Origin of the sequence: Chryseobacterium takakiae (assembly GCF_900129385.1) — a bacterium.
GTDB lineage: Bacteria > Bacteroidota > Bacteroidia > Flavobacteriales > Weeksellaceae > Chryseobacterium > Chryseobacterium takakiae.
The window spans coordinates 91,291-110,231 of sequence record NZ_FQVO01000004.1; the positions used below are offsets into that span (position 1 = coordinate 91,291).

The 18,941-nt window shown below is 37.9% G+C and carries 21 protein-coding genes; 8 read left to right on the top strand and 13 right to left on the bottom strand.

Translation table 11 applies throughout. The features are described from left to right. Window positions 1-14: 14 nt before the first annotated feature. From BUA76_RS07035 to BUA76_RS07085, 11 genes are all read right to left on the bottom strand, one after another. Window positions 15-1,103, bottom strand: coding sequence for an efflux RND transporter periplasmic adaptor subunit (locus BUA76_RS07035; protein ID WP_072884092.1), 1,089 nt, complete (start codon window positions 1,101-1,103; stop codon window positions 15-17). A gap of 50 nt (window positions 1,104-1,153) precedes the next feature. Then, complete coding sequence (locus BUA76_RS07040; protein ID WP_072884093.1) at window positions 1,154-1,414, bottom strand: hypothetical protein; 261 nt, start codon at window positions 1,412-1,414, stop codon at window positions 1,154-1,156. 425 nt (window positions 1,415-1,839) lie between these two features. Further along, entirely contained in the window at window positions 1,840-2,256 is a 417-nt protein-coding gene (locus BUA76_RS07045; protein WP_072884256.1) for a pyridoxamine 5'-phosphate oxidase family protein, read from the bottom strand. 229 nt (window positions 2,257-2,485) lie between these two features. Next, window positions 2,486-3,400, bottom strand: a complete 915-nt coding sequence (locus tag BUA76_RS07050) for a helix-turn-helix domain-containing protein (protein ID WP_072884094.1) — start codon at window positions 3,398-3,400, stop codon at window positions 2,486-2,488. Window positions 3,401-3,417: 17 nt separating this feature from the next. Continuing rightward, window positions 3,418-4,155 (bottom strand): SDR family oxidoreductase, encoded by a 738-nt coding sequence (locus BUA76_RS07055; protein ID WP_072884095.1) that lies wholly within the window; start codon window positions 4,153-4,155, stop codon window positions 3,418-3,420. A gap of 11 nt (window positions 4,156-4,166) precedes the next feature. Further along, window positions 4,167-5,144, bottom strand: a complete 978-nt coding sequence (locus BUA76_RS07060) for an aldo/keto reductase (protein ID WP_072884096.1) — start codon at window positions 5,142-5,144, stop codon at window positions 4,167-4,169. 480 nt (window positions 5,145-5,624) lie between these two features. Continuing rightward, window positions 5,625-6,521: an NmrA family NAD(P)-binding protein gene (locus BUA76_RS07065; protein WP_072884097.1), complete on the bottom strand. Its 897-nt coding sequence runs from the start codon at window positions 6,519-6,521 to the stop codon at window positions 5,625-5,627. After that, window positions 6,518-7,462: an alpha/beta hydrolase gene (locus tag BUA76_RS07070; RefSeq protein ID WP_072884098.1), complete on the bottom strand. Its 945-nt coding sequence runs from the start codon at window positions 7,460-7,462 to the stop codon at window positions 6,518-6,520. Before BUA76_RS07070 ends, BUA76_RS07065 begins: the two co-directional genes overlap by 4 nt. Window positions 7,463-7,531: 69 nt before the next feature. Then, window positions 7,532-8,095, bottom strand: a complete 564-nt coding sequence (locus tag BUA76_RS07075; RefSeq protein WP_072884099.1) for a Crp/Fnr family transcriptional regulator — start codon at window positions 8,093-8,095, stop codon at window positions 7,532-7,534. Between the two features lie 45 nt (window positions 8,096-8,140). Next, the gene (locus BUA76_RS07080; RefSeq protein WP_072884100.1) at window positions 8,141-8,755 is read right to left on the bottom strand and encodes a flavin reductase family protein; all 615 of its coding nucleotides are present in this window, start codon (window positions 8,753-8,755) and stop codon (window positions 8,141-8,143) included. Window positions 8,756-8,783: 28 nt separating this feature from the next. Further along, window positions 8,784-9,557 carry a hypothetical protein gene (locus BUA76_RS07085; RefSeq protein ID WP_072884101.1) on the bottom strand — a complete coding sequence of 258 codons (774 nt, stop codon included), beginning with the start codon at window positions 9,555-9,557 and terminating at the stop codon, window positions 8,784-8,786. 247 nt (window positions 9,558-9,804) lie between these two features. On the opposite strand from BUA76_RS07085, the gene BUA76_RS07090 reads away from it, so the two are divergent. The 8 genes from BUA76_RS07090 to BUA76_RS07125 all read left to right on the top strand — a co-directional run bounded on the left by BUA76_RS07090 (window position 9,805) and on the right by BUA76_RS07125 (window position 17,232). Then, window positions 9,805-10,278 (top strand): Dps family protein, encoded by a 474-nt coding sequence (locus tag BUA76_RS07090; protein WP_072884102.1) that lies wholly within the window; start codon window positions 9,805-9,807, stop codon window positions 10,276-10,278. A gap of 55 nt (window positions 10,279-10,333) precedes the next feature. Then, window positions 10,334-11,029, top strand: a complete 696-nt coding sequence (locus BUA76_RS07095; RefSeq protein WP_072884103.1) for a LytR/AlgR family response regulator transcription factor — start codon at window positions 10,334-10,336, stop codon at window positions 11,027-11,029. A gap of 239 nt (window positions 11,030-11,268) precedes the next feature. Continuing rightward, complete coding sequence (locus BUA76_RS07100; RefSeq protein ID WP_072884105.1) at window positions 11,269-13,482, top strand: hybrid sensor histidine kinase/response regulator; 2,214 nt, start codon at window positions 11,269-11,271, stop codon at window positions 13,480-13,482. 14 nt (window positions 13,483-13,496) lie between these two features. Beyond that, the gene (locus BUA76_RS07105) at window positions 13,497-14,045 is read left to right on the top strand and encodes a putative antibiotic biosynthesis monooxygenase (protein ID WP_072884106.1); all 549 of its coding nucleotides are present in this window, start codon (window positions 13,497-13,499) and stop codon (window positions 14,043-14,045) included. Between the two features lie 213 nt (window positions 14,046-14,258). Continuing rightward, window positions 14,259-14,816, top strand: a complete 558-nt coding sequence (locus BUA76_RS07110; protein WP_072884107.1) for a hypothetical protein — start codon at window positions 14,259-14,261, stop codon at window positions 14,814-14,816. A 383-nt stretch (window positions 14,817-15,199) separates the two neighbouring features. After that, window positions 15,200-15,661, top strand: a complete 462-nt coding sequence (locus BUA76_RS07115; RefSeq protein WP_072884108.1) for a redoxin domain-containing protein — start codon at window positions 15,200-15,202, stop codon at window positions 15,659-15,661. Window positions 15,662-15,699: 38 nt separating this feature from the next. Further along, window positions 15,700-16,179 carry a DsbA family protein gene (locus BUA76_RS07120; RefSeq protein WP_228408469.1) on the top strand — a complete coding sequence of 160 codons (480 nt, stop codon included), beginning with the start codon at window positions 15,700-15,702 and terminating at the stop codon, window positions 16,177-16,179. Between the two features lie 231 nt (window positions 16,180-16,410). After that, entirely contained in the window at window positions 16,411-17,232 is an 822-nt protein-coding gene (locus BUA76_RS07125) for an alpha/beta fold hydrolase (RefSeq protein ID WP_072884110.1), read from the top strand. A gap of 85 nt (window positions 17,233-17,317) precedes the next feature. Here the strand turns inward: BUA76_RS07125 and BUA76_RS07130 are convergent, their stop codons facing one another. Then, window positions 17,318-18,148: a phosphatase PAP2 family protein gene (locus BUA76_RS07130; protein WP_228408470.1), complete on the bottom strand. Its 831-nt coding sequence runs from the start codon at window positions 18,146-18,148 to the stop codon at window positions 17,318-17,320. Window positions 18,149-18,384: 236 nt separating this feature from the next. Beyond that, a complete protein-coding gene (locus BUA76_RS07135; protein ID WP_072884112.1) occupies window positions 18,385-18,912 on the bottom strand; it encodes a hypothetical protein in 528 nt (175 codons plus the stop codon). Window positions 18,913-18,941: the final 29 nt, after the last annotated feature.

Sequence of the window (18,941 nt, forward strand, 5' to 3'; positions counted from 1 at the left end):
TGATTATTTAAGAATTAAAGTCTGTTTTTGATTTTGATCTGATCTCCGTCTTTCACCGATTGTGTGCCTTCGTAAATAATCAAATCTCCTTTTTTGAGGCCGCTTTCCACGAGGTATGAATCTTTCAGAGCCGTTCCTACCTTAATGTTGGTCATCTTCACTTTGTTGTTCTTATCCACCTTGAAAATGTAGGTTTTATCCTGAATGGAAAATGTTGCTTTCTGAGGGATCATCATGGCATTATTCTGAACTTCCGAAATGGAAAGTTTTCCGGATGCACCGTGTTTGATCAAATGATTAGGATTGGGAAACAGAACTTTATAGCGAATGGAACCCGTTGCCCGGTCTATTTCACTTTCGGCCGACTTTAAAGAACCGCTAAACTTATACGCTGCACCATTAGGCAGTGTTAGTTCAATTTTCTGGTGTTTTCCCAATTTGTCATGAGCCAACAGTTCAAAATACTGATTTTCCGGAATCGAAAAATAAGCGTACACTTCGTCGAGCTGCGATAAGGTAGTCAGCAATGTTCCGTTGGTAACAAGACTGCCGTCTTTATGCGGGATAATATCAAGAACACCGTCAAAAGGAGCTGTGACAGTTGAAAAATTGATCTTTTGCAACACTGCTTTTTTCTCGGCATCTGCGAATGCATATTTTGCCCGTGCAGAAGAAAGTTTGGCTTTAGCAAGCTCCAATTCATTATCGGCAACAAATTTTTTATCGTGCAGACTTTTAACCTGCTTTAGCTCTACCTCTGCAATACGAACGTCGGCCGTAGCTTGTTTCAGGCCTGCAGTTGCCTTCAGCAATTCAACCTGAAGTTCTGCATCATTGATCTTAAATAATGCCTGCCCTTTCTTTACAAACTGACCTTCGTTGACGTATATTTTCTGAATAATACCACTCAACCGGGAACGTATTTCAACATTTCTTTTAGCCTGGATGTCGGTCACAAACTGGTTGGTGACTAAAGTATCTTTCTGTTTTACAACATATACGGGGACTTCCTTATGGCTTTTATTTTTATTCTGCTGGTTTTTACTACATGACCATGTGCATATCAATGCAAGACTGCACCATATGAGATTTTTTGTTTTCATTGAAAATTTTTGATTACTAAACTTGATTAAACAATAACATTTAGTAATTTTCAGAAAAGCTGCAGTAGATGCAGATAAGAAGTAAAGAAGCTATAAATGGGTTTAGTAGAAGCAGGAGGAAACACCTCACAGGTTTCAAAACGCTCGTTTGTGGAACTTTCATAATATCCATCAATATCCACAGAGCTTAAAAATTTAGAGAAATTTTTACCGCAAACGGGCAGCGCTTTTACATTTTTATAAGATTTGGAACAAACATTAAAGCCTTTCTGTGCAGAATGTTGGGTCGTCAAAATATTCGTAATAGACATTTTGGTCCATTTCGAATTAACAAGAGTAAAGATTGTAAGAATGTATATAAATACGGATGACCTAAATACCATTATCTACAGAAATTTGAAATTCCACACGATCAAAATGTGACACATACAAAGATAGGCTGTTTGCTTTTTAATCTTTTTTTAATCAGTGTTAAATATTTATTAAAAATTACAAATTTTAGTTAAAGACAAAATACCATTTTATTTTAGATATAATTATAGATCAATTTACAATACATGCTTTTTATTTTTTTAAATTTATACTTAAATTTTATCAGGCAATGTTCTAAAAATCAATATCTCTTCCGGCTTCATGCAACTTTAAATATACAAGACAACAAAAGTAAATCCCGACGATTGCCGGGACTTTTTTCTTGAAACGATCCATAAATAACCTTATGAATTTCTTTAAGGCACTAAGCCTTGTACTCGCCTTCTTCTTCCTTGTGCCAGAACCTGACCTGGTTCGCAGCAACTTTGATTAAGCAAATTCCGGGAGTATCGATCCCTTCCGGAAACCATTGTTCCAGACCCTCTACCCACTTATCTTTCAGCACATCTTTATCCTTTATAATTTCGCCATTGCCGGTACATTCTATAAATAACATATCATCCGTCTGGTAAATAAGATTGACATGGTGATTGTTCTTAATCTGATCGACTTTATTGCTATCCTCATAGGTAAAGAACCATGAGTCGCCGTCATACTCTACTTTCCCGTTATTGCTCATCGGTCTTGAATGAGAAATCTGCCTTCCGTCCTGTGTTACCATCATACAGAAGTCTAAGTTTTTCATTTTTTCTGCAATGGTTTTCAATGATGCTTTTTTCATAATGTTATTTTGTGATTTAATGATGATCATACCTAAATATCATTATTATTCAGGTACTGTATGATCACAGACAAAATCCGTACCGATGAATTCTTAACAGTTAGTGCTTGCATCACGATTCTGAAAGAAAATACTGTTCAGAGTAGCACCTGATAGTAAGAGAGATCTTAGCTGATATATATATCTGACAATATTAATAATCTTCAAATACTACTTTTTACTGAAGTCCTTAATTAAACGACTGTCTGAACTCTAGCGGTGAAACCTTGGTTTTGGTTTTGAAAAGTTTATTGAATGATTGTGAATGTTCAAAGCCGAGCTCATAAGCAATTTCCGAAACCGAGAGATTGGTGGTCGATAATTTCTCTTTTGCCTTTTCTACAATCACATCCTGAATATACTGCTGTGTATTAAGACCCGTTAACGAACGCAGCATATCACTCAGATAACGCTGTGAAAGCTTTAATTCAGAACTGATGTATTTCACGGACGGTAATCCGTTCTTCAAACTATCTCCCTCATCAAAATAAGAATTTAAGAGCTCGTCTAAGGCAGTAATAATATCGTGATTGATTGCCTTTCGGGTAATGAACTGCCGGTTGTAGAAACGATTGCTGTAATTTAATAACAATTCTAATTGTGACACCAGAACATCCTGACTGAAACTGTCGATATTATTGTTCAGCTCATGAGCTATTGAATTAAATAAACCGGCTATAATTTCCTTTTCTTTTGCCGATAAAAATAAAGCTTCCGAAACATCATAAGAAAAAAAGCCGTACTGATTGATGGTCTTTCCCAATGGATAACTGCGTACGAAATCCGGATGAAAATACAGCGCCATACCTTCATAATTTTCTGTATCCTCTGGTGAAAAAGCGACCTGTTTTGGCTTTAAGAATGCAAGGCCGCCTTCTTCAAAATCATAAAAACCCTGGCCGTATTTTATCTGTCCTTTAAATGTTGTCTTGAAAGAAATTTTATAAAAATCCAGACTTATTTTCTGTCCTTTTGGAAACTTTTCCATCGGTACATTCCGGTAATCGATCAATGCAATCATAGGATGCAATGGAGCAGGAAGTTCCAGTAACCGCATCAGTTGCGAAATACTTTTAATAGTATGGATCTCAGATGGTGTTTGCATATCTTTTACGAATATAATTAATTTTGCTTTGACGGGCGAATCACAATTTCACCGACTTCAACATCATCCGGCTGACTGACCGCATATACCACTGCGCTTGCAATGGCCGCAGGATCTAAAGCCAGTTGATCCATTTCTTTTTGAATGATCGTTCGCATTTCTTCATTTCTGATGCTGCCTGCAAAATCTGTTTTCACGAATCCCGGTGAAATTCCCGTAATCCGTATCTTCCCGTCTGATTCCTGCCGAAATGCTTCCGCAATAGTACGTACGGCATTTTTAGTGGCTGCATAAACACCCATCATAGGCGTAATTTTTAATCCTGCTGTAGAAATAATATTGATAATATGTCCCGCCTGCTGTTGTTTAAAAACCGGAATTGCAGCAGCCATTCCGTACAGAACGCCCTTTAGATTGATATCGATCATTTCTTCCCAACCTTCAATATCCAGATCATCAATGCGGCTTAACTGACTGATACCTGCGTTGTTTACCATTACATCTAATTTTCCGTACTGCTCAACGGCTTTATCCGCCAACCGAAGTAAATCAGCTTTATTCTTCACATCAATGGTAGTAAAAGACGCTTCACCACCTCTGCTTTTTATGTCTTCTGACAATTGTTTCAATTGCTTCGCCCGCCTGGCTCCCAACACTACCTTTGCTCCATGTTTTGCCAATTCCATAGCTATGGTTTTCCCAATCCCACTGCTCGCACCGGTAATGACAATTACCTTTCCTTTAATATTTTGCATTGCTTATTATTTTATTTGTCGATCTGCTGTTCCAAAAATTCAGGGTAACGATCACCCACCAGGGTAATTCCACGGACTGTTTTGTCAATGGTTACCAATTCATCAGCTGTTAATAAAACATCTGTGCTGGCAATATTCTCCTCCAAACGATGCAATTTTGTCGTTCCCGGGATAGGCGCTATCCAGGATTTTTGCGCTAAAAGCCAGGCTAATGCCAGTTGACCTGTCGTTATACCTTTTTCTTGAGCAATTTCAGAAAGTGCATGTACCAAAACCAAATTGGCTTTAATGTTTTCTTCGGTGAAACGCGGAAGAATATTCCTGCGATCTACAGTCTCCAATTTTGTATTGATGATCCCGGTAAGGAAACCTTTACCCAAAGGACTGAACGGAACAAAACCAATTCCTAATTCTTCTAATGTTGGTATGATCTCATGTTCCGGTTCACGCCAGAATAATGAATATTCACTCTGCAATGCCGATACAGGCTGAATGGAGTGTGCAAGACGAATCGTTTTTGCGCTCGCTTCTGATAACCCAAAATATTTTACTTTTCCCTCTTGTATCAGGTCTTTTACCGTTCCTGCGACCTCTTCTATCGGCACATTAGGATCAACCCTATGCTGATAAAGCAAGTCTATATAATCTGTTTGCAATCTTTTCAAAGATGCTTCGGTGACTGCTCTTATTGTTTCAGGCCTGCTGTCCAGACCTATTATCGGGCTGGCATCTTTGCAGCCAAATTTCGTGGCAATGACCACATCTTTTCTAAATGGTCGTAAAGCTTCGCCTACGAGCTCTTCGTTGGTATAAGGCCCATAAGCCTCTGCTGTATCAAAAAAGGTGATCCCTCTCTCAACAGCATTGTGTAATAAGGATATGGCTTCTTTTTTCTCAAGTCCTCTTCCGTCCAGGAAATTCAATCCCATACAGCCGAATCCCAATGCGGAAACTTCTAGTCCGCCGGTTCCTAATTTTCTTTTTTGCATATTTTTTTTATTATTGATTATAAGACTGACTTATTTTCAATTACAAAATTCCTGATTATTGTTATGTAAGAAGTAGTTCAATTGGTAAATGTTGTAGTCAGATTTACAGCATATTTTATAACAGAAACGGCAACATCGCTGAGGATGTGCCGGCAAGATTACGCAAGTCAAATGCTTATAGACTGTCAGAAAAAATCATAACACGTATAATAATTCCTTTATTTTAGTCCCGGATTCAAGAGTACCCTTTTATAGTGGCTTCAGGATAAAGACTGAATGAAGCACGTCATTTAATTGAAGCTAAAATAAAAGACCTTCTTCAATATACCTTGCTCTTGGATTTGAAAGCCTCTCTCATTTTCCCCAGGACTTCAAAAAGAAATTTGGTAAAGCGCCCACGGTTGTCAATCATAACGACTAAGTAATAATCGATTTTCACTGAGCAGTTTTGAAGTAGATAAAGAACTTATTTTTCAATTTTTACTTTACAAAAGTTTTTAAAAAGCTCCTGGCATCCGTCCAAAGAATCCCCTGATAGCGATTATTATGTATTGTTGAATGCTGAGTTGTAAACATTGAGTACATATACTGACTTTGCTGGAATTTTGCATACAGTTCGTTTTCACTGTCCGGATTTTCAGCCCGCTGCTTTCTGATAGATGCCGCAAAATTTTCCAATGTTGTTATGTTATGCAGTTTGTAATCTTCATCGGTAATTTCTTTTATATAGTTAAAAATCATCCTGGGACTTATCTGGAAACCAGCTATCTGAAGATTTCTAGGTGCTGTTTCATCCAAAGCAACTTCTGCAGTAAAAGCGGCAGTATTATCCATGGTGGTGAAATCCAGTTTCCAATCTTCCCTATCGCCCCAATATCCGATACTCTTCTCCTTCATATTTAAAATTGGTGTATTGTACATCAGTATATCTGCAAAACATCCATTAAAAACAGAAGATGTCTGAATTTGCTTTTGATCAATATATTTTTTAAATGCTCTTCTAAAGTCAAAATTTCTATTTTCACCTTCTTTAAGGTAATTATAATCGGTACAAAAGTCAGATGGAATAAATCTTGGAACGCCAGCTTCCAGTGCTGCGTCTAAAATTTTCTTTTGAAGATCAATAATAACATTACCCAAACCTGCCACAGCAGAAACTACACAGTCAACATTCAGGCATTCATTATATAGGGCTTTATGATCATCGAAGCTGATCATTTTAATTTTAACTCCCATTTTTTCAAGAGCTAATTCCTTATCAGGATTGATGGAACTTCTTACAATTGCCTTTACTTCTGCACCGCGCATTACCAATTCTCTGCATATTTTAAGGCCCAGATTACCTGTTGCTCCGGCTACCAAAATTGTTTTTTTCATTTTTCTTGTTTTTTTGAGTCTAAAAATTTGAACACGATATCAAGTACTTCCTGAGGTTTTTCTTCAAATAAATAATGTCCGCTGTTCATTATTCCGAAAACCTCCAGATCATTGGCAACAAAAGGCAGCCCATAATTCATATAATTGTAGCTGATATAACTGCCAATTCCCAAAACCGGCATCTGTAATTTCTGATAATGTTTTAAATCCTCAATATCCTGATTAAAGTTTTGATACCATGCGTTGGATGCTCTGATGCTTTCCTTGTCGTTATAAGCATGTGCATAGACCGATCTTTCAAATTCTGTCATCTTGCTCTCATCAATCATCACATAGTTAAAAAGCCAATCCTGCAGCAGATGAAAACGCCCTTCTAACAACTGTTCCGGCAAACCTTTAACCTGATTGAATCCCATCCACCACGCATAAGGCATTTCACCATCCATTTTTTCATTGAATTTTCCGGGCGAAGGAATTAACGGCATTTGATACATTCCTTCACTTGGATGTGAGCCGTCGAGAACAATCAATTTTTCGGTTGATTCGGGAAAATTAAAAGCGAAACTCATCGCAACCATTCCTCCGATATCGTGGCCCATCAAACTTACTTTCTCCAGACCTAGAGACAGGACAAGCTCATAAATATCAGTAGCCATTGTTTTTTTATCATAACCCGATTCAGGTTTTTCTGAAGTGCCCATCCCCCGGAGATCAACGATAATAACACGATATTTTTCCGCCAATTTCAAAGCGACAGGCTTTAAAGAGTACCATGTTTGTGGCCAGCCAGGTAAACAAAGCAGAGGCTCGCCCTGCCCACCTTCTACATAATGCAGTTCGATACCGTTCACGGAGGTGTATTTATTTTCAAAACCCGGAAAATTCTTAATCAATTCGGCATCAGAATAAAGTTCTGCTTTACCATTTACATTTTCGTTCATAATGATTTCATTTGATACAAATGTAAAAGGTCATTTCCAGGAAAAATCTACCATTTGGTAGTAAATACACTATTTAATATTTTTTCTTATCCTGCTCAGAGCATTGGGTGTTATTCCCAGTACGCCTGCTAATTGTTTTACGGGGATTTTCTGAAGGACTTCAGGTGTATTTACGAATTGGAGATACCGCTCTTCGGCTGTAAGTGTCTGAAAATTCAGAATCTGATCAATCATTCTAACAGTTGTCTCTTCCCAGATCTTTCTTCCGAACTCGTGCCACACAGGAATGTGACCGTACAAAAAATCCATATCTTTTTTATCAATTACAATGAGTTCCGTATCCTCAATTGCCATAATATTAAATCTGGTGGGCTTCTGGGGATTTAAGCTTGAAATTTCAGTTAGGAATTCATTTTTAAAAACAACCCAGGTGGTGCTTTCATCATTTATACCATCGTAAAAAAAACGCAGCCCACCGGAAACGATAAAAAAATACTGTTGAGCAACCTGCCCTTTTTTCAGCACCAGATCTCCTTTAGAAAGCTCTTTTTTCCTACATCTTGAAAGAACAATATTAAGTTCACTTTCGTCAATTTCAATTAGTTTTTTAATAAATGTGACAAAATTCTCCATGAGTAATTTACAATTCATCTTTAAAGATACAACCTTAATCAAATACTAAGGCTTTGCATATTTCATTCTTTTGATTAATTGAGTGGTATGATAGCCATCAAGAGAAGAACCGGCGATACTTCCTGCCTTTTCAATATCAAGAATTCCGCTTTCATCCCAAATTTCAGCAGGGAAATACAAATCCTGAATTTCACCAATCACCAGGAGCGTATTATTCGTTTTAACCCGTATAATTTCTTTTAACTTCATACCCATCTGAATATTCGATTCATGGACAAACGGTGCTGAAAAATTATTTTTATAATCGGCAGTCAGCCCGGTGGCGTAAAATTCCGATTGCTCCCTTTGATATCTCGCAGAAGTTTGATGTGCCTGCTCAAAAATATCCTGGGTAATGTGATTAATTGTGTAACAGCTTGTTTTTCTTATATTTTCCAAAGTATGTTTTTCAACGGAATCAGGTCTGGAGATAAAGCCCAGCAGAGGGGGATTTGCTCCGATGTGTACCACAGAATTAAAGATCGCCAGGTTGGTTTGTCCTTCTTGATTGACGGTTCCGATTAAATTAAGACTTTTAAAACCGCTTAACGAATTGACAAGGGCTGCTCTTTTTCGATCTTCCAAGTCTGTGATGTAGTGATGATCAAAATGGGTTATCATTGATGAAAATTATTTAAATACAAAAATTTTAATTTATTGAGCGGGTCTTCTGATGAGTAAGTATTCTGGCCCCGGCATTTAACGCAAGAAATACTGCAGTAACAATGGCAGAAATATGAACTGTCTCATTACCGTTTTGATTGGCCACTGCAATGGCTACCAGCGCCCATACAGCAACCAAAGCGAATGAAGCCATATCTCGTTTCCAAACCATATACAAGTGAATAATCGCTGCAACGATAAACATAACAATAGTCCAGAGGGTCTCTGAAAAGCCAAAACCAGACCATCCGATTTTTTTTAAATAGGCCGCAACATTTGCAATCAAAGCTACTGAGATCCAGCCTGAATAAATATAAAAAGGTAACCGAAGAAAGATGGCTGTCTGCAAGTTCTTGGCTTCTATTGTTCCCTTGTTATTTAATATGATCTTCATCAGCGAAATAAAAATCACAATCATAACCGGAATCGTAAGTAGCGTATATTCATAAAGCCATGCCACAATCCACAAACAATTTGCTGCACAGGAAATAACAAACCACCAGCCAATATTTAAAACCGTCTTTTGTTTGGCGTTCGTATTTTTTGTAAACGGACCATAGTGTATTACAAAGCCGAGAAGGGCAACATAAATCAGTCCCCAGATAGAAAAAGCATAACCTGCGGGAGTAAATAAATTTTGGAACCTTGCGGAAATACTTGCCATTGTTTCATTATTGAAAAATCCGGTGTTGGACAGATAATTGACAGCGATGGTTACAATTAGCGCAGCCATATTTAAAATTCGGAAAACTTTTACCATGATTTATCTTTTAAGATGTATTTCTGATTTTTATTATCAAGTTAAATTAAACAATTTTTCCTTAAGTCATATAAATAAGTAATCTGCATATCGATAGTGGGAACTGCTGCTATTCTTTAGGCATTTAAAATCTTCAATACCAGATTCAGCGATCCATTTTGCCCATTCACCGAAAACCATCTCCAAATAACAGTATTCCGATCGAACTTTACATCAGTAAAAACAAACCACTTAAAATCTTATTATTATGAAAACAAAAATCGGAATTACAGAAAAAAACACAGAAGCCGTAGCAGAACAATTGGCAAAATTATTAGCAGATGAAACTGTACTTTACATCAAAACCAGAAATGCACACTGGAATGTAACCGGTGATAATTTTCACGCCAACCATATCTTTTTCGAAGAACAGTACAAACAACTGGATGAACTGATCGACAGTGTAGCAGAACGTATGAGAAAAATAGGACATTATGCACCTGCAACCATGAAAATCTATCTAGAATTAACCCATCTTACAGAATACAGTGACAGAACCAACGACGGTTCAGGCTATATGAAAGACCTTTTAAGCGACCACGAAAGCATTATTGAATTTCTAAGAGGAAATATCACTCCTTTTGCCGAAGAATTCAAAGATTACGGCACAAGTGACTTCATTACGGGATTGATGGAAACGCATGAAGAAATGGCATGGATGATCCGTTCTTACTTTAGATAATTTGAAAAACAGAATAGGAATAATTATATTTGTGTAACCATAAATCAATATCCCTATGAAAGCTCTCATCGTCGATGACAACGACATTGCAAGAACCACACTCTCCCATTTGGCAAAACAAATTCCCAGTCTCACAATTGTCAGCGAGTTTTCCAATGCCATTGAGGCTTACAACCACTTGCAGTCTAATCACGTCGATTTGATTTTTCTCGATATCGAAATGCCGGAAATGACAGGGATAGAACTTACCAAAAATCTTTCAGGAAAAGGCACCATCATCATCTTCACAACATCCAATAAGGAATATGCACTGGAAGCTTTTGAACTGAATATTGCAGATTACATTCTGAAACCCGTAACACCGGCAAGGTTTTTACAGGCAGTAAGCAAAGCGCAGGCGATTCTGGAAAGCAGAAAAGAAAATGTTGAAGTCACAAAAGATGAATTCCTTTTCGTAAGAGATTCCAATATCACAAGGCGATTGAAACTGGATGATATTTTTTATGCCGAAGCGATGGGCGATTATGTAAAGTTCTATACCCGGGAAAAAATGTTTGCCATCCACGGCAAAATGAAAACGGCGGAAGAGCGCCTTCCAAAAGATCATTTTATCAGGGTTCATCGCTCATACATCGTTTCAGTCGGCAAGATAGATACACTTCAGGACGGCGGAATTATGATTAACGGAAAATTTATCCCGGTTGCAGATGCTTACAGAAAAGCGCTCAATACGAGAATGAATGTTTTCTAAAATTAAGCAGATTTTAGTAGTTATTGGAGCAGCTTAATCCGCCTGTCATTTATCCTGAGCGAAGTCGAAGGGCTCCCGATTTTTGTCACTGCAGCCATAACGGAAAGTTCACTAACGACGCTCACGAAGCCATCTGTTGAACCATTCAGCAATTGCAATGACAAAAAGACCTCCGTTCAAGTCGGGCTGCAACGGTTCAGAGGTCAACAAAATAATTTTAAAGTCAACATAACGGGCTTATGAAAAAAATATTCTCAGTAATGGACAACAGGAGATTCAGCTATTTTATCATCCTCACATTTATTGCAGGTTCTCTTCTGCTGATCGCTGTTCAGATCAATTCGGCACAGAATACGAAGGAACTTATCCGTAATAACAATAAGCTTCTTGAAGAATTACGCTCCAGCAACCATTTGCGTGAAATCGACCGTGATATTTTAGGGGTTGAAAGCAGGATCCGGGCTTCCATTGCAACCAATGACACCACTCATCTTGAAGGGATCGACCAAAAGATCAGCCAGATAGAAAACTTTTTAGATTCCCTTTCCAAAGACAATACCGATGCGGAAGAAGAAAGATTAATTCACAGATTGAGTGTTCTGGCAATGGACAAGAAAACAACGAAAGACAAATTGTTGCTTCGTTATCATACACTCGGAAATATGGATGATCAGACCTCCATTGCCAACCCGAGAGCGAGAAAAATATCAAATGAAATCACAACCATCACGGCAAAAATCTATGAAAGCCGTAAATTCCATATGGTAGAACTCAGTAAAAAGACTGAAACAATGGGGCAAAAGGCAAGATTATATGACATTTCATTATTGATTTTACTGATTTTAAGCGGATCCATCGTAGGCTATCATATTCTTCGCCAGTTTAAACGTCAGAGACTGCTGATTCAGGAATTGGATGTTGCAGAAAAAAAAGCTTCGGTTGCTGCACAAACCAAAGAAAACTTTTTAGCTAATATGAGCCACGAAATCAGAACCCCTCTGAGTGGAATTTTGGGTTTTACCAACCTTTTACAGAAAAGACCTTTGGATGAAACTTCAAAAGAATTTGTATCATCCATTCAACGTTCAGGAGAAAATCTGATGGCCATTATTAATGATATTCTGGATTTATCAAAAATTGAAGCCGGAATGATGCGCATAACCAAAGGACTATTCAGCATCAACGGATTGGTGAATTCGGTAGAAACTTTTTTTGTGGAACGGGCAAAAGAAAAAGGATTAACGATTTCCAGCACAATAGATCCGTCGATCCCGGACACGCTGAATGGTGATGCCACGAGACTTACCCAGATCCTGGTCAACCTCATCGGAAATGCCATTAAATTCACACATCAAGGTCGCATTACAATTGAGATCTATAATAAGCATCAAACAGAAAACGAGGTCGTAGTCGGTTTTAAAGTTTCAGATACAGGAATCGGAATCGATAAAGAAAAACTCAGCGAAGTTTTTGAAAGATTCAATCAGGGCGAAGATTCTATAACAAGAAATTATGGCGGAACCGGGCTTGGCTTATCGATTGTGAAAAGTTTAATTCAATTACAAAACGGAGATATTGAAGTGACAAGCGAGCAGGGAAAAGGGACGATTTTTCACTTTTTCATTCCTTATACCATTGCAAAAGAACAGATACATGCAATTCCTACACATGATACACAGTACTTTAAAGACAGATCCAATACACCATTGAAAGTTCTGGTTGTAGATGATAACGCAATCAATCAAAGTCTGCTGAAACATCTTCTTTCACAATGGAACATTGATTTTGACACCGCAAACAACGGTCTGGAAGCAGTAGAATATCTTAAAAATCACGACTGTGATCTTGTTTTAATGGATATTCAGATGCCACAAATGGACGGTTATACCGCAACACAAAAAATCCGCGAGGAATTGAACCTCAATCTTCCAATCATCGCCATGACCGCCCATGCTCTGGCTGGAGAAAGAGAAAAATGTCTGAGCCGTGGCATGAACGAATATATTTCCAAACCCGTCAATGAAGATGAATTATTTAAATTGATTTCAGGTTTCGGTTTGAAAGAAGGTAAAAATGATAAGAAAGCAAAAACTCCAGAAAGTATTACTGCATATCAATATATTGACCTCAATTATATGAAGTCTGTAAGCAGTGGTGACCAAGATTTTGAAAGAACTGTCACAAAGCAGTTTTTAGAAAAAGTTCCTGCTCATCTGAAGGAAATGGAATCGGCTTATGAAAATACAGATTTTAAGATTGTAAAACTCAGAGCGCATGACTTGAAATCAAGTGTCGCAATAATGGGATTACTTCCTTTATTAGAGGAAAAACTGAATACCTTAGAATTGACTAATGCAGAAAATCCAACTTCAAAGCAGACTTTAGAAGAAGTAAAAGAGATTATTGTAAAAGCAGTTTCTGAAGCAGAATTATTTTTACAAACTATTCATTAAAGAAAACTATCATTATGGAAAATCAGGGTGCATCTGTAGTGATTTCGCATCACATTCTGGATGGAAAACAGCAAGAGTACGAACAATGGCTGAATGAGATCGTCCCTTTGACCAGACATTCTAAAGGTTTTATTGACTGGCAGATGATAAGACCGATTTCTGGCCTGACCTTCGTTTACACGGTGATCATCAGATTTGATACGATTGAAAATCTCAAAAACTGGATCGATTCCGATGACAGAAAAAAACTGATTGAAAAAGCCGGTCCGCTCTTTCGTAAAAATGATAATTACAAAATAAAATCCGGCCTTGATTTTCTTTTTGAAAACGAAAACGAAACAAAGGTTCCCGTACGATGGAAACAGTTTTTGGTAACCTGGTCAGCCATTTATCCTTTATCATTAGTGGTTCCGCTGCTGCTGCTCCCCTTTTTAAGAGTATTAAAAATTCCTGCCAATCATTACTCAGACGGACTTTTGATTTCCGCATCCATTGTTTTCCTGATGGTTTTCATTGTTATGCCCAATTATACAAAGCTGATCAGAAAATGGCTTTTTAAATAATACCAATCATCTAACCCATTCACTACAAATCACTGTACAACACAGTGATTTTTTTGTTTTTTCGCCCAAAAATATCATCCCTTTTATCTTTTGAATTTTTTTGATCTTATCCAACGACAGTTTCTGCCTGCTCACCGAACGTCAACTGATTTTCCATCAGGCTGTCAGTAGCTTTACATCAACAAATTAACACAACAATTAAAACCCAACATTATGGAAATTCTACAAACACCAGAAAACGCATTGTCTCACTCAAGTGTAACGGCTGTTATCAATGCACCCTTCGAAAAAGTTAACATCGCAGACTGGTTATTAAACTTACCGGATGCCGAATATCAGAGATGCTCAACCCAGCATATCGGAGCGGCTATTTCTACTACTTTCGACGGCGAGCCGGTTTCGCTTAATGTGGAAACAATTGGAGATGCTTTGATGGTTCAGCATTATGTAGCCACCGCCTATCGCCCCGATTACTGCAGAATGCTATCAATTTCTGATTCCATTACCAAAAACGGAAGAACGAAAGTTCAGGTTTTATGGGAACTGAAGGCCTCAAAAATCGATGATAACACGACTTTGTACACCAACGAAATTCATGCTACCGCAACGCCGGAAATGTTCGAATATATGAAAGAACACGGCATTGAATTAGCAAGTGCAGCCGCTTCCAGACAAGCCGCTTCCGATGCACACAACCACGAAGAAACGCCCAACTTTGCAAAAAGTATTGAAAATAAAGCATTGACCGGAAAATACAATCAGCCTTTTTAGAATTAACAATACATATATTTATTAAATCATTGGTTATCCAGTGATTTTTTATTTACCGGTTTAAAACAACCCTGTTTGTAATTATACATAAACCCAACGACTGATTTTGCCTGTTCACCGAATAAGGTCTCAAAAATGCACGATTTGGAAGTAACTTTATGATAGAAATTAAGAGCTGCAAATAAATAATCACAATTAGAAAAGAGAACCGGTACCTATGATGGCGAAATCTTTTGTTATTCCGGATGGGATTCTATCCTGTGTTATGGTGGTTTCTATTTTAATTAATGTATTGGTAAAACGGCCCATACTTTTTACCTGTAGTTTTATTGCTAACTTGTGGTAGATTAATTTTAATTCAATAACCAAAAAAACTAAATATTATGTTACAAAAAGGAACTGTTGCCCCAGATTTTACATTATTTGCGACGCCAGACCAGAAAATAACTTTGTCTGAATTTAAAGGAAAAAATGTTATTCTCGCCTTTTACCCCGCAGACTGGAGCCCGGTTTGCAGCGACCAGATGGCCCTGTACAACGAAATGCTGAAATTCTTCAAAAAATATGATGCCGAAATCTTCGGAATCTCTGTGGACAGCAAATGGTGTCACCTGGCTTTTTCAGAATCCCGAAACCTGCATTTCCCATTATTGGCAGACTTTGAAGCGAAAGGAGAAACCGCAAAAAAATACGGAGTCTATGATGACGAAGAAGGAGAATGCAGGCGCGCACTGTTTGTCATCAACAAAGAAGGCATCATCGAATGGAGCTACCTTTCTCCTACTGCCATTAATCCCGGTGCAGACGGGATATTAGAAGCTTTAGAAACCCTAAATACAAAATAACTATGTCACTAAAACCATCAGTCAGTAAAACTGACCATATGCAAGGTAATGAAAATGCCGACCTTGTGATTGTAGAATACGGCGATTATCAGTGTCCGTATTGCGGAGCCGCTTATCCTGTCCTTAAAGAATTAATGAAAGAATTCGGGGATCAGGTAACATTTGTCTTCAGGAATTTTCCGTTGTCGGAAATGCACCCATATGCCAGACCTGCCGCCATTGCAGCTGAAGCTGCCAGTCTTCAGGGAAAGTTTTGGGAAATGCATGATGCCATTTATGAAAATCAGAAATCTCTGAATGAAATTTTCTTATTTCAGCTTGCCGAAAAAATAGGTTTGAACATTTCCCAATTCAAAGAAGATATTCAGAAAACCGAACTGGAAGAAAAAGTAGATTCTGATTTTGAAAGCGGTATTGTCAGCGGTGTGAACGGAACGCCTTCATTTTTCATCAATGGGAATAAATTCAATGGCGGTGCAGAAGATTTGCTCGGATTGGTAAGGGAAAATGCAGTTTGATTCCAACGATCAATCTTGTCTTTTCAACGACCGTTTTTGCCTTTGCGACAGAAAGTAGAACAATTCATTTATTGGTCTTTGTAGCTTTACATCAGTTAATACAAAATAAAAAAACCATCAGATGTACGATATTAAACTAGATTAACGAAAAACGGTTTAAACCCTCTTACATTTGCTAAAGAATTAAGACAACAAAAAAATAAACAAATTAATCACATTAAAAATTAAATTATGAGTACACTTACATTAAAAGACGGAACAGAAATTTTTTACAAAGATCAAGGTGAAGGCCCGGTATTGATGTTTCATCACGGATGGCCATTATCATCAGATGATTGGGATGCCCAGGTGATTTTCTTTCTTAAAAAAGGTTACCGGGTGATCGCTCACGACAGAAGAGGCCACGGACGTTCCAGCCAGAATATTTATAACCATACTATTGAGCAATATGCTTCTGATGCGGCAGAACTGGTAGAATTCTTAGATTTGAAAGACGTGGTTCATATTGGTCATTCAACAGGCGGTGGTGAAGTTATCCGTTATGTGAACAAATATGCCAACGGAAGAGCTAAAAAAGCAGTACTGATCAGCGCGATTCCTCCGGTAATGGTACAGAGCGAAAATAACCCGGATGGGGTCCCGATGTCGGTTTTTGATGATATCAGAAATCAGACCATGAACAACAGAAACCAGTTTTACTATGACCTTACTTTTCCGTTTTATGGATATAACAGAGAAGGAGCCGATGTAAAAGACGGCGTACAGAGAAACTGGTGGAGACAGGGATTAATGGGCGGAATCGTTGCACATTATGACGGGATTAAAGCGTTTTCAGAAACCGATTTAAGTGAAGATTTAAAAGCTGTGGATATTCCGGTTTTGGTGATGCACGGTGAGGATGACCAGATCGTTCCTATTGCCAACGCTGCACTAAAATCCATTAAATTATTAAAGAACGGAAAATTGATCACTTATCCAGGTTTCCCCCACGGAATGCCGACTACCGAGCACGAAACCATTAATAAAGATCTCTTAGCGTTTATTGAAGAATAATAAATAAACGATTACTGTATAAAAAGGTGAGTCATATGGATTCACCTTTTTTATTATATGTAAATTAAATTGTCAGATGGATCGACTAGTTTTTTTCAGATTGATGAATATTTTGTTTCACAGTTAGCACAAATGGAGAAATGACACCTGTATTTTTCTGGTAATAATAACCGATCATCATCATTCCCCAGGCAGGTACGAAAAGTACTAATCCCTGAGACCCAAAGTATTTATCCAGCAATAAAGCCGCTAAAATGAAGACCCATCCCGATATGAAATAGTAATTGGCCAGCCAGCAGCTTCTGTATTTCGGATCGTTCTTCCGGTAAGGGATGATGATAAAGCTGACATGTGCAAGAATGGCTCCGGTTAATAGATCAATGACATGATGCTGAAAGGTCGTTAATGTAGAAATTCCCAACAGGATCAGCCAGATCAGCAAAAAAGTGCGCCATTTGGTAAGATCTTTAAATACCGACCAGAAAATAAAGGCAAAAGCAATATGCAGCGAAGGCGACTGGTTAAACGGTGAATCAAAAGTTTGTAAAAAAGAAAAAGGAAGATTCAGGATGCTGTTGGATACATCTGGTTTTGTTAATGAAAACCGTAAAGGAACCGTAACGAAAAACAGTCCGGCGATGATCGTTACAAAAAGCATCCTCCACGTTAATATTTTTAGCTGATGTTTATTTTTACATGAAAAAAATACGAGGCAGAAAAAAAATCCGCTTGCCATGTACGGAATAATCGACAGCGGGATGAACGGAATTGATTTTTCAAAGTCAAAGGTAAACGATGGAAGATCATTTAAAGAGGTAGCATACCAGGTGCACAGATTGTAAACAGCCATGAATACAACAGTACAGACGGTTAATGCAAAAGCCTGTTGCCGGATTTTCAGTTGCTTTTCAGTCATTGATTTATTTAACATAATTATTTTAAGCAGTGCATATTAATGTTCCCAATAATGTCCTGCAGGTATGGATGAAATAGTATTAATTTGATTTTACAGTTAATAAATAAAGCTGTCTGAAAAATCAGATAATTAAACTTCTGTCATTCTGAGAGCAATGAAGAATCTCTAAAAATCAATAATCAGATTCTTCACTAAATTTCATTCAGAATGAAATTTTTCAGACAGCCTCATTTAGATCAGTTTTTGTTTTTCTTCTTTGACGAAATCACGCTTATAGTAATGGCCGTTACTGCCGCTGCAGCAGCGATCTTCAGCAGAAAATTCTTTCTGTTGTATTTCCATTCTGCTCCCCAGCCGCGTTCGGCAAAAATATTGGGAACATGACCTTTTTTCAGGTCTTCAATAATCCCTTCTATTGCGCCGACACGGTCTGCCAATACCAGCGGAAGCCATCTTCCATAGCTGGATTCACTGTATTTAAAAGCAAATTTTCTGATCTCTCCGTTAAGGCCTTCCGGCGGTGACGCCGTTCCAAAAGCTGCGGTTAAATTGGGCCGCTCCACGGATTTTAAAATTTCAACATCTTCAGGCTGCTTTTCCGGCCTTTCCCAGGTGTAACCCTCGTGTTCTTCGTCGGTACGTTTCTTCATGGGATAAACGGGATCGTTTTCAGGATCGGCATCGATTCCCCAACCTTTGATATGCGTATAATCTGCCTGTTCGCTTTTTTTAAAATCGGACGGCTTTGTTTCGTCTGTAATCATGTTGTACTATTTTTTGGGTTAAAAAACTT